Origin of the sequence: Thioalkalivibrio sp. AKL6 (assembly GCF_000376905.1) — a bacterium.
In the GTDB taxonomy this organism is placed as follows: Bacteria; Pseudomonadota; Gammaproteobacteria; order Ectothiorhodospirales; family Ectothiorhodospiraceae; genus Thioalkalivibrio; species Thioalkalivibrio versutus.
The window spans coordinates 150,736-164,304 of the sequence record NZ_AQXS01000008.1; the positions used below are offsets into that span (position 1 = coordinate 150,736).

At 69.9% G+C, this 13,569-nt stretch carries 10 protein-coding genes; 7 read left to right on the forward strand and 3 right to left on the reverse strand.

The features are described 5' to 3' along the window. The first annotated feature begins 290 nt into the window (after positions 1-290). The 5 genes from D575_RS0103790 to D575_RS0103810 all read left to right on the forward strand — a co-directional run bounded on the left by D575_RS0103790 (position 291) and on the right by D575_RS0103810 (position 10,194). Positions 291-2,507 (forward strand): primosomal protein N', encoded by a 2,217-nt coding sequence (locus tag D575_RS0103790; RefSeq protein WP_018144583.1) that lies wholly within the window; start codon positions 291-293, stop codon positions 2,505-2,507. A 100-nt stretch (positions 2,508-2,607) separates the two neighbouring features. Next, complete coding sequence (argS, locus tag D575_RS0103795; protein WP_018144584.1) at positions 2,608-4,371, forward strand: arginine--tRNA ligase; 1,764 nt, start codon at positions 2,608-2,610, stop codon at positions 4,369-4,371. 3 nt (positions 4,372-4,374) lie between these two features. Further along, complete coding sequence (locus D575_RS0103800; RefSeq protein ID WP_018144585.1) at positions 4,375-4,965, forward strand: SPOR domain-containing protein; 591 nt, start codon at positions 4,375-4,377, stop codon at positions 4,963-4,965. A 2-nt stretch (positions 4,966-4,967) separates the two neighbouring features. Then, a complete protein-coding gene (gene hrpA / locus D575_RS0103805) occupies positions 4,968-8,912 on the forward strand; it encodes an ATP-dependent RNA helicase HrpA (RefSeq protein ID WP_018144586.1) in 3,945 nt (1,314 codons plus the stop codon). Continuing rightward, positions 8,902-10,194 carry an FAD-dependent oxidoreductase gene (locus D575_RS0103810; protein WP_369699424.1) on the forward strand — a complete coding sequence of 431 codons (1,293 nt, stop codon included), beginning with the start codon at positions 8,902-8,904 and terminating at the stop codon, positions 10,192-10,194. The genes hrpA and D575_RS0103810 overlap by 11 nt, the downstream gene beginning before the upstream one ends. 169 nt (positions 10,195-10,363) lie before the next feature. Here the strand turns inward: D575_RS0103810 and D575_RS0103815 are convergent, their stop codons facing one another. From D575_RS0103815 to D575_RS0103825, 3 genes are read right to left on the reverse strand one after another with little or no spacing between them, the layout of a single operon-like run. Next, a complete protein-coding gene (locus D575_RS0103815; RefSeq protein WP_018144588.1) occupies positions 10,364-11,698 on the reverse strand; it encodes an ATP-binding protein in 1,335 nt (444 codons plus the stop codon). 25 nt (positions 11,699-11,723) lie between these two features. Continuing rightward, positions 11,724-12,440 carry a response regulator transcription factor gene (locus tag D575_RS0103820; RefSeq protein ID WP_018144589.1) on the reverse strand — a complete coding sequence of 239 codons (717 nt, stop codon included), beginning with the start codon at positions 12,438-12,440 and terminating at the stop codon, positions 11,724-11,726. Further along, positions 12,437-12,766 (reverse strand): PepSY domain-containing protein, encoded by a 330-nt coding sequence (locus D575_RS0103825; protein WP_018144590.1) that lies wholly within the window; start codon positions 12,764-12,766, stop codon positions 12,437-12,439. Before D575_RS0103825 ends, D575_RS0103820 begins: the two co-directional genes overlap by 4 nt. 95 nt (positions 12,767-12,861) lie before the next feature. Between D575_RS0103825 and D575_RS0103830 the strand changes: the two genes are divergently transcribed. Both D575_RS0103830 and D575_RS0103835 read left to right on the forward strand, forming a co-directional pair. Then, the gene (locus tag D575_RS0103830; RefSeq protein WP_018144591.1) at positions 12,862-13,173 is read left to right on the forward strand and encodes a DUF2288 family protein; all 312 of its coding nucleotides are present in this window, start codon (positions 12,862-12,864) and stop codon (positions 13,171-13,173) included. Next, the gene (locus D575_RS0103835; RefSeq protein WP_018144592.1) at positions 13,174-13,566 is read left to right on the forward strand and encodes a DUF3775 domain-containing protein; all 393 of its coding nucleotides are present in this window, start codon (positions 13,174-13,176) and stop codon (positions 13,564-13,566) included. Positions 13,567-13,569: the final 3 nt, after the last annotated feature.

The following is a 13,569-nucleotide window of genomic DNA, read 5'->3' on the forward strand; positions in this document are numbered from 1 at the left end:
AAATCTGTACGATTCCTGTACAAACTACCCACAAGGGCCGGGGTCAAACCCCGGTTAGCACACACAGCGCGCACTCGGTTTCACATAACGATCATAACTCGCTGTTTTCCCTATATTAAATGGATCTGGTCGATTTTTGCCCAATCCAAGTAGCCCTTAGCAGTAACAAGCATTTAGGGATGTTCATACCGATTCACCCACAGAGTTATCCACAGCTTTTGTGGATAACCCCCTCCCGCAGTGCGGCGGCCACTCCCCCTCCCCGGCGTCCGACACAGTAGACTGTGCGCATGCCTGCCGCGCCCCGAATCGCCTGCATCGCGCTGGATCGCCCTCTGGACCGGCTGTTCGACTACCGCATCCCCGAGGACCTGACGCTTGCACCCGGCCAGCGGGTGCGCGTGCCCTTCGGGCGCGGGTCGACCATCGGGGTCGTGGTCGAGCTGGCATCCACCAGCGAGGTTGCACCCGGCCGCCTGCGTGCGATCCAGGAAGCACCCGAGGCAAAACCGATCCTGGGGCCCCGCCTGCTGGAGTTGCTGCAGTTCGGGGCGCGCTACTACCACCACCCCCTGGGCGAAGCCCTGCTGGGGGCACTTCCCCCGGCCCTGCGCCATGGCGACCCGCTCCCCGCCCTGACCCCGGAGACCCTGTGGCGGATGACACCCGCGGGCCGCCAGGCGCTGGCCGACGGTGACGCCCGCGGGCGACGCCAGCAGGCCGTCCTCCGCGCGCTGGCCCACCCGGATTCCACACCACATGCCTCACCAGCCCTGGATCGCGCCACCCTGGCCGCCGCCACCGGGCTGCAACTCGCCCCGCGCGAACTGCGCGCGTTTGCGGAACGCGGCTGGCTGGAGGCGATCACGCCCGACCCGAAACAGCCACCGCCCCCGAACATCAGCGACCACACCCTGACCGCCGAACAACGCGCCGCCGTCGACGCCCTGACCCCGGATACCGGCGTACCCCTCCTGCTGGAGGGTGTTACCGGCAGCGGCAAGACCGAGGTCTACCTGCAAATGGCCGAACGCGTCCTGGCACGCGGGCGCCAGGTCCTGTTCCTGATCCCCGAGATCGCCCTGACGCCACAGCTGAGCGCGCGCATCCAGCAGCGCTTCCCCGGGCAGGTCGCCCTCCTCCACTCCGGGCTGTCCGAGGGCGAGCGCCTGCGCGCCTGGGAGTCGGCCCGTCAGGGGCAGCGCCGCATCGTCGTCGGCACCCGTTCGGCGCTGTTCACGCCCCTGCCCGATCTCGGCCTGATCATCGTTGACGAGGAGCACGACAGCGCCTTCAAGCAGCAGGACGGCTTTCGCTACAACGCCCGCGACCTGGCCATCAAGCGCGGCCAGCTGGAACAGGCCGCGGTGGTCCTGGGCTCGGCCACGCCGACCCTGGAGACCCTGCATGCGGCCACCACTGGCCGCTACGCCCACGCCCGACTGGCGACGCGCCCGGACGGCTCGCAACCCCCCGCCGTCGAGGCCATCGACACGCGTGTGCACACCCCGGACGAGGGCCTCACCGCCCCGCTTCTGGATGCCATGCAACAAACCCTCGCCGCCGGCCACCAGTGCTTCCTGCTACTGAACCGGCGCGGCTTCGCCCGCGTGCTGGCCTGCGACGCCTGCGGCTGGGTCGCCGAATGCCCGGACTGCGATGCGCGCCTGACCATCCACGCGCACAACCCGCGTGCCGTCTGCCACCTCTGCGGTCACCAGGAACCGCGCCCCCAGCGCTGCCCGCAATGCGGCGAGGCCCTGGCCCAGCGCGGTCTCGGCACCCAGCGCCTGGAACAGGCCCTGGCCCGCCACTACCCGACCACTCCGCTGATCCGCCTGGACCGCGACAGCATCCGCCACAAGGGGGCACTCGAGGAGGCACTGGACCGCATTCGCCAGCTGGATGCCGCCATCGTCGTCGGGACCCAGATGCTGGCCAAGGGCCACGACTTCCCGCAGGTCGGACTGGTCGGCGTGATTGACGTCGACCAGGGCCTGTTCAGCGTTGACCTGCGCGCGACCGAAAACACCCTGCAGCTGATCGTGCAGGCCGCCGGGCGCGCCGGACGCGGTTCCGGCGGCGGCCGCGTCCTGCTGCAGACCGGTCATCCGGACCACCCCCTGATCCGCGGCCTGAACGCCGCGGACTACCCGGCGATGGTCGCGCCCCTGCTGGAGGAGCGCGCCGCCGCCGAGATGCCACCCCACGGCCACCTGGCCCTGGTCCGCGTCGAGGCGGGCGATGCCGAGACCACCCGCCGCCACGCCGAGCGCGTCGCCACGCACCTGCGCAACGCGGCTGCCGAAGGCCTGCGCGTACTCGGCCCGGCCCCCGCACCGCGCCACCGCATCAATCGCCGCTTCCGCGAACAGATCCTGCTGCAGTCCACCCAGCGCGGCCCACTCCATCGGGCCCTGACCCACGCCCGCCACGCCTGGCAGACCGACGACCTCCCGCGCGGCACCCGCATCGCCATCGACATCGACCCGGTCTCGCTGGCGTAAACCGCCGCCCGGTTCCCTTCGAGCGCCCCGTACCGGGGCGGCACGACCAGCGCTTCCGGGTTAGAATGCGGCCCTTTTTACCCGACGGATCGAGCTTCCCTTGAAAGACACCCTGACCGAGGCCCTGGCGGCCGCACTGGAGACCCTGGTGGCCGAAGGCCGCGTACCCGCCGACCACGGTGTCGAGGTGCAGGTCACGCGTGCGCGCGACCGCGAACACGGCGACTTCGCCGCCAACCTCGCGATGCAGCTCGCGCGCCCGGCGAAATCCAAGCCACGCGATCTGGCCGAGGCCCTGTGTGCGGCCATGCCCGAGGTGCCCGGCCTCGCCGGCACCGAGATCGCCGGCCCCGGTTTCATCAACTTCCGCCTGGCCGCGGATGCCCGCACGCTGGTGCTGGGCCGCGTCGCGACCCAAGGTGCCGACTTCGGCCGCTCCAGCGTAGGCGGCGGACGCCCGGTGCAGGTGGAATTCGTCTCCGCCAATCCCACCGGGCCGCTGCATGTCGGCCATGGCCGCGGCGCGGCCTTCGGCGCCACGGTGGCCGACCTGCTGGATTTCTGCGGGTTCGATGTCACCCGCGAGTACTACGTGAACGACGCCGGGCGGCAGATGAACATCCTCGCTGCCAGTGTGTGGCTACGCTACCTGGAGCAGCACGGTGTCCCGGTGCCGTTCCCGGCCAACGGCTACAAGGGCGACTACATCTACCCGGTCGCCGAGACGCTGACCGCGCAGATCGGCGAACAGGGCGTGCACCCGGCCGAGGCCGTCACCCGCGGTCTTCCGGCGGACGAGCCGGACGGCGGCGACAAGGAAACCTTCATCGACGCGGTGATCGGCCGCGCCCGCGAGCTCCTGGGCGAGACGCTCTACCGCAAGGTGTTCGACTGCGGCCTGAACGCGATCCTCGATGACATCCGCGACGACCTGCGCGAGTTCGGCGTGGAGTACCAGTGCTGGTTCTCCGAACGCAGCCTGGCCGACTCCGGCGCGATCGACGCCGCGGTGGAGGACCTGCAGGGGCGCGGCGCGCTGTACGAGCAGGACGGGGCCCTGTGGTTCCGCTCTACCGACTACGGCGACGACAAGGACCGCGTGGTGCGCCGCGAGAACGGCGACTACACCTACTTCGCCTCCGACATCGCCTACCACCGCGAGAAGTTCCAGCGCGGTTTCGAGCGCGTCATCAACATCTGGGGCGCCGACCACCACGGCTACGTCCCGCGCGTGCGCGCCGCGCTGCAGGCCCTGGGCCTGGACCCCGGCCGCCTCGACGTGCTGCTGGTGCAGTTCGCGATCCTCTACCGCGGTGGCGAGCGCCTGCCGATGTCCACCCGTGCCGGGCAGTTCGTCACCCTGCGCGAGCTGCGCGACGAGGTCGGCTCGGATGCCGCGCGCTTCTTCTACGTACAGCGCCGCTGCGACCAGCACCTGGACTTCGACTTGGATCTCGCCAAGTCGCAGTCCAACGACAACCCAATGTACTACATCCAGTACGCCCACGCGCGCATTGCCAGCGTGCTGCGCACCGCCGCCGAGCGCGGACATGCCCCGGCCGCCGCCGACGCCGCAGGCCTCAGCACGCGCCTGACCGAACCGCAGGAGGATGACCTGCTGGATCGCCTGGACCGTTTCCCGGAGGTGATCGCGGCGGCCGCCGAGGCCTGCGAACCGCACCAGATCGCCCAGTACCTGCGCGAGCTGGCCGCCGGCTTCCACGCCTACTACAACGCGGTACCCTTCCTCAACGCGGACGACCCCGACGTGATCGGCGCGCGCCTCGCGCTGCTGACCGGCGCCAAGCAGGTGCTGCAAAACGGCCTGCGCCTGCTGGGCGTGACCGCCCCGGAACGGATGTAGACCATGGCCCAGGCGCGCAAGACCCGTCGCAAGTCCGCCCCGCGGAAGGCCTCGCGGCCGATCCCCGGCTGGGTATGGATGTTGCTCGGCCTGCTGATCGGCCTGGGGCTTGCCGCCGTGCTGTACCTGCAGGGTGCCGACCGCTCGCCGGATCTGGGCGCGCTGTTCGGTGACCCGGATCCCGCGACCGAGACGGCCGCCCCGACCCCGGCACCGGTGGAGCGGGACACCGTTCCCTCGGACGACGAGCCCCGCTTCCGCTACTACGAGCTGCTGCCCGAGGACGAGATCCGGGTGCCGGAGTCCGAGCGCGACGCGCCCGCCCCGGCTGTGCCACCGGCCGCATCGCCCAGTGAAGGCGATCCGGTCGTCCTGCAGACCGGCTCGTTCCGCCGCTTTGCCCAGGCCGACGAGATGAAGGCACGACTGACCCTGCTCGGTCTGGACCCGAAAGTGCACGAGGTCGAGATCCAGGGCGAGACCTGGTACCGCGTCTACCTCGGCCCGTTCAGTGACGAGGACCGCGTGCGCCAGGCGCTGGAGCGCCTGCGCACGGAGAATATCGAGGCCCTGCGTCTGCGCTACCAGGGCTGAGCGTGAAACCGGCCCCCGCACCGGATCTCGACGCCCTCGCGGCCCGCATCGAGGCGTTGCCCTCCGGCGGCGAACGCAAGGACCTCGCGGACCTGCTGCGCCGGGCCCGCCAACGCCAGCGGCGCGGGCAGCCGTGCGACCGCATGGCCCGCACCCTCGCCGAACGCCTGGCCACCACCGAGGGGGCCGGCCCCCAGGTAGGCAGCGACGAGCGCGCCCGCCTGCGCCCGCAACCCGTCTACGCCGGCGACCTGCCGATCCACGCCGAACGCGAACGCATCGTCGCCGCCATCCGCGAGCACCCGGTGCTCGTGCTGTGCGGCGAGACCGGCTCCGGCAAGACCACCCAGCTGCCCAAGCTGTGCCTGGAGGCCGGGCGCGGCGAGGCCGGGCTGATCGGTCACACCCAGCCGCGCCGGATCGCCGCGCGCTCGGTGGCCAGCCGCATCGCCGAGGAACTGGGCACCACCCTGGGCGGCAACCGGGACTCCACGGTCGGCTTCAAGGTACGTTTCTCCGACCAGACCGGGGCAAACAACTGGATCAAGCTGATGACCGACGGCATCCTGCTGGCGGAAATGGCGCATGACCCGGAGCTACGCGCCTACGACACCATCATCGTCGACGAGGCGCACGAACGCAGCCTGAACATCGACTTCCTGATGGGCGTGCTCAAACGCCTGTCGCACAAGCGCCCCGAGCTGCGCATCATCATCACCTCGGCCACCCTCGACCCCGAACGGCTGTCGGCGTTCTTCGACGACGCCCCGATCCTGACGGTGGCCGGACGCACCTATCCGGTAGAGGTCCGCTACCGGCCGATCGAGCCGGAGGATACTGGGGACGAAGGCGACGAACAGGGGCGTGGTGAACGCGACCTGTTCGACGGCATCCGCGACGCGGTGGCCGAGTGCGAGCGCGCCGGGCCCGGCGACGTACTGGTGTTCCTGCCCGGCGAGCGCGAGATCCGCGACGCCCACCAGGCCCTGCGCGGCCAGGTCCGCGCCGACACCGAGATCCTGGCGCTCTACGCACGCCTGTCCGCGCGCGAGCAGTCGCGGGTATTCCAGTCACACAGCGGCCGCCGCATCGTGCTCGCGACCAACGTCGCCGAGACCGCGCTGACCGTGCCCGGCATCCACTTCGTAATCGACTCGGGGCTCGCGCGCATCTCGCGCTACTCCTGGCGCTCGCGGGTGCAACGCCTGAGCCTGGAGGCCATCTCGCAGGCCGCCTGCGACCAGCGCGCCGGGCGCTGCGGCCGGCTGGGCCCCGGCATCTGCATCCGGCTGTTCGCGGAAGACGACTTCAACCTGCGCCCGCCCTTCACCGACCCGGAGATCCAGCGCTCCAACCTCGCCTCGGTGATCCTGCAGATGGCCGCGCTGAAGCTCGGCCAGCCGCGCCAGTTCCCGTTCCTCGACCCGCCCGACCCGCGCCTGGTCAAGGATGGCTACCACCTGCTCGACGAATTGGGCGCGGTAGACGAGCGTGGCCGGATCACCCGGCGCGGGCGGCAGCTCGCGCGCATGCCCATCGACCCGCGCCACGCGGCGATGCTGCTGGCCGGCACCGAGCACGACTGTGTCACCGAGACCGCCACCATCGCCGCGTCCCTGTCGCTGCAGGACCCGCGCGAGCGCCCGGCCGAGGCCACCCAGGCGGCGGACCAGGCCCACCGCGAGTTCCAGGTCGAGGGGTCCGACTTCATGGGCATGCTGCGGCTGTGGGACGCCTGGCACATCGCCCGCGAGGACCTCGGGTCCAGTGCCCTGAAGCGCTGGTGCCGCGAGCACTTCCTGAACTTTCTGCGCATGCGCGAATGGCAGGAGCTGCGCGTACAGCTGCTGCGCCTGGCGCGCGAGATGGACCTGCACCCGAACCAGCAACCGGCGGACGCCGAGGCGGTGCATCGGGCGCTGCTGACCGGGCTGGTCAGTCAGGTCGGGCAGAAGACCGAGCGCGGCGACTACCTGGGCGCGCGCAACCGCCGCTTCCAGATCCACCCCGGCTCGGTGCTGGCGAAGAAGAAGCCGGCCTGGGTGATGAGCGCGGAGATCGCCGAGACCACGCGTGTCTACGCCCGCGACAACGCGCGCATCGAGCCCGACTGGATCCTGACCGCCGCCCCGCATCTGCTTAAGCACCACATCTTCGAGCCGCACTTCCAGGGCCGCAGCGGACGCGTCGGGGCCTTCGACCGCATCACCCTGTACGGGCTGGTCGTGGCACCGAAAAAGCCTGTGGACTTCGCCAAGCACGACCCGGCCGAGGCGCGGCGCATCCTGATCCGCGAGGGCCTGGTCGGTGGCGAGCTACGCTCGCGCTCCAACGGCGTGCGCGCCAACCGCGAGGCGGTGGCCGAGATCGCCGAACAGGAGGCGCGCGGGCGCCGCCGCGACCTGCTGGTGGAAGAGGAGCGCCTATTCGACTTCTACGACGCCCGTCTGCCGGCCGCGATCACCGACGGCACGAGCTTCGAGACCTGGGCGCGCAAGACCGAAAAACACGATCCGGAGGCGCTGAAGATCGACCGCGCCGAGCTCATGAACGAGCCAGAGGCCACGCTCCCGGAAGGCGCCTATCCCGACCATCTGGAGCTCGAGGGCCTGCGCCTGCCACTGGCCTACCGCTTCGAACCCGGCCAGCCGGACGACGGCGTGACCGTCACCATCCCCATCGCCGCGCTGAACGCGGTGCCCGACTGGCTGGGCGACTGGCTGGTGCCGGGGCTGCTGGAGGATCGCGTGACCGCCCTGCTGCGGAGCCTGCCGAAGGCCCTGCGCCGCCAGTTCGTACCCGCCCCGGACTTCGCCCAGGCCGCCCTGGCCCGCATCGAACACCGCCAGGGCCCATTGATTCCCGCACTGGCCGCGGCCCTGCGCGCCATGACCGGCACCGACATCCCGCTGGATGCCTGGCGCCCGGAGACCCTGGAGCCGCACCTGGTGATGCGCTTTCGCATCCTCGACCCGGAGGGAAAAGAGCAAGCCAGCGGCCGTGACCTGCCCGCGCTGAAGCGCCAGCTGGGCGACAGCGCCGAGGCCCACTTCGACGCCAGCCGCCCGGACGAGATCACCCGCGAGGGCATCACCGAGTGGGATTTCGGTGCGCTGCCGGAGAGCGTCGAATTCGACCACCAGGGGGCACAGCTGCGGGCCTTCCCGATCCTGGTCGACCGTAACGATTCGGTCTCGCTGGAGCTGGAACCCGACCCGACCAAGGCCGAACGCGCCCACCGCGCGGGCCTGCGCCGGCTGTTCCTGCTCGGCGCCCGCAAGACCGCGCGCGATCTGCGCCGCCAGCTCCCGGAGATCGAACGCGCCTGCCTGAACTACTCGACGCTGGGCAGCTGCGAGACCCTGCGCGACCAGATCCTGGAGGCCGCTGCGGACCGCGTGTTCCTGACCGAGCCCTGGCCACGCGCCGCCGAGGCGTTCGCCCAACGACTCAACGAGTCGCTGCCGGCGTTCTCGCCCACCGTAATGGAGCTCTCGCGCCTGACCGCCGAGATCCTGCGCCGCTGGCACGACCTGCGCACCCGGCTGCAGGGCGACCTGCCGCTGTCCTGGATCGAGGCCGCGCGCGACATCCGCGGGCAGCTGGAAGCGCTGGTCCCGGCGGATTTCCTGCTGCGCATCCCGCATGATGTCCTGCCGGAACTGCCGCGCTACCTCGAGGCGATCGACAAGCGCCTGGAACGCCTGAGCCAGGCCCCGGACAAGGACCGCGCCCGCCGCGTCGCCGTGGAGCCGCTGTGGCAGCAGGCGCAGGAACTGATCGCCCGCGCCCCGGACCACCCGGACGTCCTCGCCTTTCGCTATCGCATCGAGGAATTCCGCGTCTCGCAGTTCGCCCAGGAACTGGGCACCCGCGAGAAGGTTTCGCCCAAACGCCTGGAACGCGAATACGCGACACTGATCCAACGACTGGCCAGTGGCACATGAGCCACGACAACGGAAGGACCAACGGATGCGCGTAGCGGTCATCGGCGCCGGGGTGATCGGTGTCACCACAGCCTGGTACCTGCAGGAGGCCGGAGCCGAGGTCGTGCTGCTGGACGCCGCTGCGGCGCCGGCCAGCGGATCCAGTTTCGCCAATGGCGGCATGCTGCATGCCAGCCATGCCGAACCCTGGAACGCCCCGGGCGTGGGTCTCGACCTGCTGCGCTATCTCGGGCGCCGCGATTCGCCACTACTGGTGCGCCCGCACGCCATACCGGGGCTGATCGGCTGGGGCCTGCGCTTTCTCGGCAACAGCCGCCGCGCGCGCTTCGAGGAACACACCCGGCTCAATGCGCGCCTGGCGGCCTTCTCCCTGCAGGAGATCGACCGCCTGCAGCGCGAGCTGGCACCCGAGGGGCTGGACTTCGACTTCCGCCGCAGCGGCATCCTCAAGCTATTCCAGGACCCGGCCAGCCAGGCCCGCAATCGCACCGCCAGCGAGGACATGGCGGACGCCGGCGTGCGCTTCGAGGACTGGACCGTGGAACGCATCATCGCCGAAGAGCCGGCGCTGGCCCCCGTGCGCGATCAATTGTGCGGCGGGCTCTACTTTCCCGACGATGCCATCGGCGATGCCGCCCGCTTTACCGCGGGCCTGCTGGCCATCGCCCGCCGCCGCGGACTGACCTATTGCCCGGGCGTGGCGGTGCGCCTCCTGCGCACCTTCCGCGGCCGCCTCGATGCGCTGGAGACCTCGGAAGGCCCGATCGCCGCGGATGCCTGTGTCGTTGCCAACGGCTACCACGCGCCCGATCTGCTGCGCCCACTCGGGATCCGGCTGCCCGTGGCACCGGTCAAGGGCTACTCGCTGACCCTGCCGATGGACGCCGGAACCCGGATTCACCTGCCGCTGATCGACGACGCCAACAAGGTCGTGATGACCCCGCTGGGCGATCGCCTGCGCCTGGCCGGCACCGCGGAGTTCGCGGGTCGCGACGGCAGCCTGAACCCGCAGCGGGCCGCCAGCGTACTGGATCATTGCCGGCGCACCCTGGCCAGCCTGCCCGACCGAATGGATGCCGAGACCATGGCCCCGTGGACCGGCCTGCGCCCGATGAGCGCACGCGGCACCCCGATCCTCGGGGCGACCGCGGTACCCGGCCTTTACCTCAATACCGGGTCCGGCCACCTCGGCTGGACCTTCGCCTGCGGCGCGGCCGCGCTGGTGCGCGACAGTGTGCTGGGCGAGCCCCCGGCGTTGCCGATGGACGGCCTCACACTCTGATTTCGAAGGGTTTGGGGCGCGACACGCCCTGGTTGATGCGTTTCGCGGTGCTCAACGCATCCTACGGGGGCGATGTCCAGCCGCGCGGTGTCGTTGCGGAGCTTTGTAGGATGCGTTGAGCACCGCGAAACGCATCATGGAGTAACCCCCGACCCCGCCCGCACCGGTTTCAGGACGCGGAAAACACCATGCGGATGCGCGCGCCGTGGAGCTCCGGGGCCTGCTCGATGAACAGCGTCCCGCCGTGGTCGGTCACCAGGGTGTGGATGATGCTGAGACCGAGCCCCTGACCCTCACCGCGGCCGTCATCCTGGCCGCCGCGGGTATCGGCGCGCTGCCCGCGCTCCAGCACCCGGGCACGATCGGCCGGCGGGATGCCGGGGCCGTCATCGTCGATGATCAGCATCACCTCGCCGGGCTGGCAGCGAGTGGTAATGCGCACCCGCGTGGTCGCATGGCGGATGGCATTGTCCAGGGTATTGCCGAGGAGCTCGAAGATCGCCCCGCTGTCCATGCGCAGGACGCAGCCCGCAGCCAGATCGGTCTCCAGCGCCACCCCTTCCTGGGCCGCGAGCCGTCCCAATGCCTGTCCGGTACGCTCGATGATCGGCCCCAGCGGCTCGGCAGCCTGGAACGGGGCCGGCCCAAGCCGCTGGGCCTGGTTGAGCTGATGCTGGACGATGCCCTGCAGCCGGTCGACCTGGCGCTGCATGTCGTCATTATCCGGTCGCGCGCTCTCGAGGTTCAGGCGCAGGGCGGAGATCGGGGTCTTCAGGCTGTGAGCCAGATCCGCGAGGGCATTTTGCTGGCGCGCCAGGCGGGCGCGTTCGAACTCGACCAGGTCGTTGATGCTGCCGGTCAGGGCGCGGACCTCGGTGGGATAATCGCCGGCCAGATGCGCATGGTCGCCGTGGCGCAGGGCATCGAGGTCACGCCGGACCTGGCGCAGCGGGCGCAAGCCCCAGAACCACAACGCCAGCGAGAGGACCAGGATCATGGAGAGGGTCATGGTCATCAGCCCCTGCCAGAGGCTGGTGCGGTACTGCTCGACCTGTTCGCTGAAGGCCTCGCGGTCCTCCAGCATCTGGAAGGTCAGGCCGACCTGACCGCCGTCCAGCTCCCACTGCACCGGCAGGCTGAAGCTGAAGTAGTCGTCTTCCGTCCAGCCGCGCAGGGAGACGCCGACCGCGGACGGCGAGCGCCACAGGGTCTGACCCTCCTCGCCCAGGATACGCGCGTACAGACCGCTGACTGGCAACTGCAAACGGCTCTCGGGGAGCATCTCGGGGACGCGCACATCGGCCGGGCCAACCACCTCGGCCAGCCCCATCAGCAGCAGGACTTGCGCCTCGAGGCGGGTTTCTACCGCATCCGCCGCATTGTCGCGGAAGGCGGCCTCCAGCACCCAGGCGGTCAGCAACGAGAAGATCAGCACGGTGATCGCCGTGACCCCCGCCAAGCGCAGGACCAGACTCCCACGCAACTTGCGCAGGGCCGCTGTCATGCGGACCCGGCAGCCTCGCGGCAGGTCATCGAGGGCTGTCCGACTCGTTTTCCGGCACGGCGTCGGGTTCGCGGGCGAAGCGGTAGCCGCGTCCGCGCAGGGTCTCGATCAATCCCAGGCTGCCGTCGGCATCCAGCTTGCGCCGCAGGCGCCCGATCAGGACCTCGATCACGTTGCTTTCGCGGTCCTCGTCGTGATCGTAGAGGTAGTCCGCCAGCGCATCCTTGCTAAGCACCCGGCCCGGCTGGCGGACCAATGTCATCAGCAGGCGGTATTCGAATGTGGTCAGGGTGACCGGCTCGCCATTCAGCCAGACCTCGTCACCCGCGGTGTCGATCACCAGCGGCCCGAACGCCAGCCGCTCCTGGCCCGACTGCAGGCTGCGGCGTGCCAGGGCGCGCAGCCGCGCCAGCAATTCCTCGATGTGGAACGGCTTGGCGAGGTAGTCGTCAGCCCCGGCCTCCAGGCCCTCGACCTTGTCCTGCCAGCGGTCGCGCGCGGTCAGGATCAGGATCGGCAGGCGCGGCTTGGACTCGCGCGCCTTGCGGATCACGTCCAGCCCATCCATGCCCGGCAGGCCCAGATCCACCACCGCGATGTCGCAGTGGTACTCGGTCAGCAGGTAAAGCCCGGTCTCGCCGTCCGAGGCGGTATCCACGCGGCAGCCACTGCGGTCCAACTCCTCGCCAATCTGGTTGCGCAGCGCGACGTCGTCTTCAATCAGTACCACGCGCAGGTTCATTCCGGGAGCTCCACTTCGGTGCCTTCCTCGATCCGGAGGGTACGCACTTGTTGATCGTTGGTCAGGATACGGATGATGAACAGACGCGCCCCGAACTGGCTCACATCCTCGCGCGCGTGGAGCACCCGGCCCGGGTAGTGCGCCTCGATCTGGGCAACGGCCTCGTCGAGATCCCAGACGGCGGCCTCGGGGTCATCCGTGTTGAACTGGCCTTGCGCCGGAAGCGCCACGAACAGCAGCGTCGCCAGCACCAGTGCGTGGCCCGCGCGGGGCCGCGTCAGGTCCCGCCCGCGGTATCCGGGCTGGAGATCCGGCGTGGGTCGCATATCGGTGCATTCTCCGGACGCGTGCGTGGGCAGATGTTGAAGATACAAGGGTATCGGCCTAGCCTGAACGATATCTGAAACCGACTGGAACCGTCATGCACGACGCCACTGCCGAACAACCCGAAGTCCCACTGGAAGAACAGGCCGGCCCGCTGCCGTGGAAAGACCTGATGCCGCATTTCGCGCGCGGCGTGGTGATCCGCGTGGCGCCGGAGCTGGATCTGATCGAGGTCGCCCGCGCCATCCGCGACGATGCGACCCACCAGGTCAGCGAATGGCTGGCCAACGACCAGGTCGCGCGGGCCTCGGATGACGATGCCCGCCGCTGGGCCGCGAACGACCCGATCTTCACCGCGATCGTGGCCGCCCCCTGGGTCCTGGCCCAGGAACGGACGCCGGCCCACTAGATGGCCATCTCCCTCGGCATCACCGGCGAGACGATGGAGCGGTTAATCCAGGCCGCACGGGAATTCCATGCCAAAGAGGATGTGGTCTTCCCGGATACCGGAAGCGAGGGTAGCGATAATGACTGGGCGATGCAGATCCTGGCTGATCACGCCAGCGACCTGACCCTGCAGGAACTGGAGGGCACGCTGCGCGACCTGGGTCCGGACCAACAGGCGGAGCTGCAGGCCCTCAGCACCCTGGGGCGCGGGGATTACACGGCAGCAGACTGGGAGAGCGCCCTGCAAGAGGCGCAGGATGACTGGAGCCCGGACACCGTGAACTGGCTGCTGACCAATCCGCTGATCGCCGACGAATGGGCCGCTGGGCTGGAACAGATCGAGCGCGAGGCGTAACGC

Coding starts and splice junctions, on each gene's coding strand:
- D575_RS0103820 (WP_018144589.1), bottom strand. CDS start 12,440: ATGAACCTGCGCGTGGTACTGATTGAAGACGACGTCGCGCTGCGCAAC.
- D575_RS0103800 (WP_018144585.1), top strand. CDS start 4,375: ATGGCCCAGGCGCGCAAGACCCGTCGCAAGTCCGCCCCGCGGAAGGCC.
- D575_RS0103815 (WP_018144588.1), bottom strand. CDS start 11,698: ATGACAGCGGCCCTGCGCAAGTTGCGTGGGAGTCTGGTCCTGCGCTTG.
- D575_RS0103825 (WP_018144590.1), bottom strand. CDS start 12,766: ATGCGACCCACGCCGGATCTCCAGCCCGGATACCGCGGGCGGGACCTG.
- D575_RS0103835 (WP_018144592.1), top strand. CDS start 13,174: ATGGCCATCTCCCTCGGCATCACCGGCGAGACGATGGAGCGGTTAATC.
- D575_RS0103790 (WP_018144583.1), top strand. CDS start 291: ATGCCTGCCGCGCCCCGAATCGCCTGCATCGCGCTGGATCGCCCTCTG.
- D575_RS0103830 (WP_018144591.1), top strand. CDS start 12,862: ATGCACGACGCCACTGCCGAACAACCCGAAGTCCCACTGGAAGAACAG.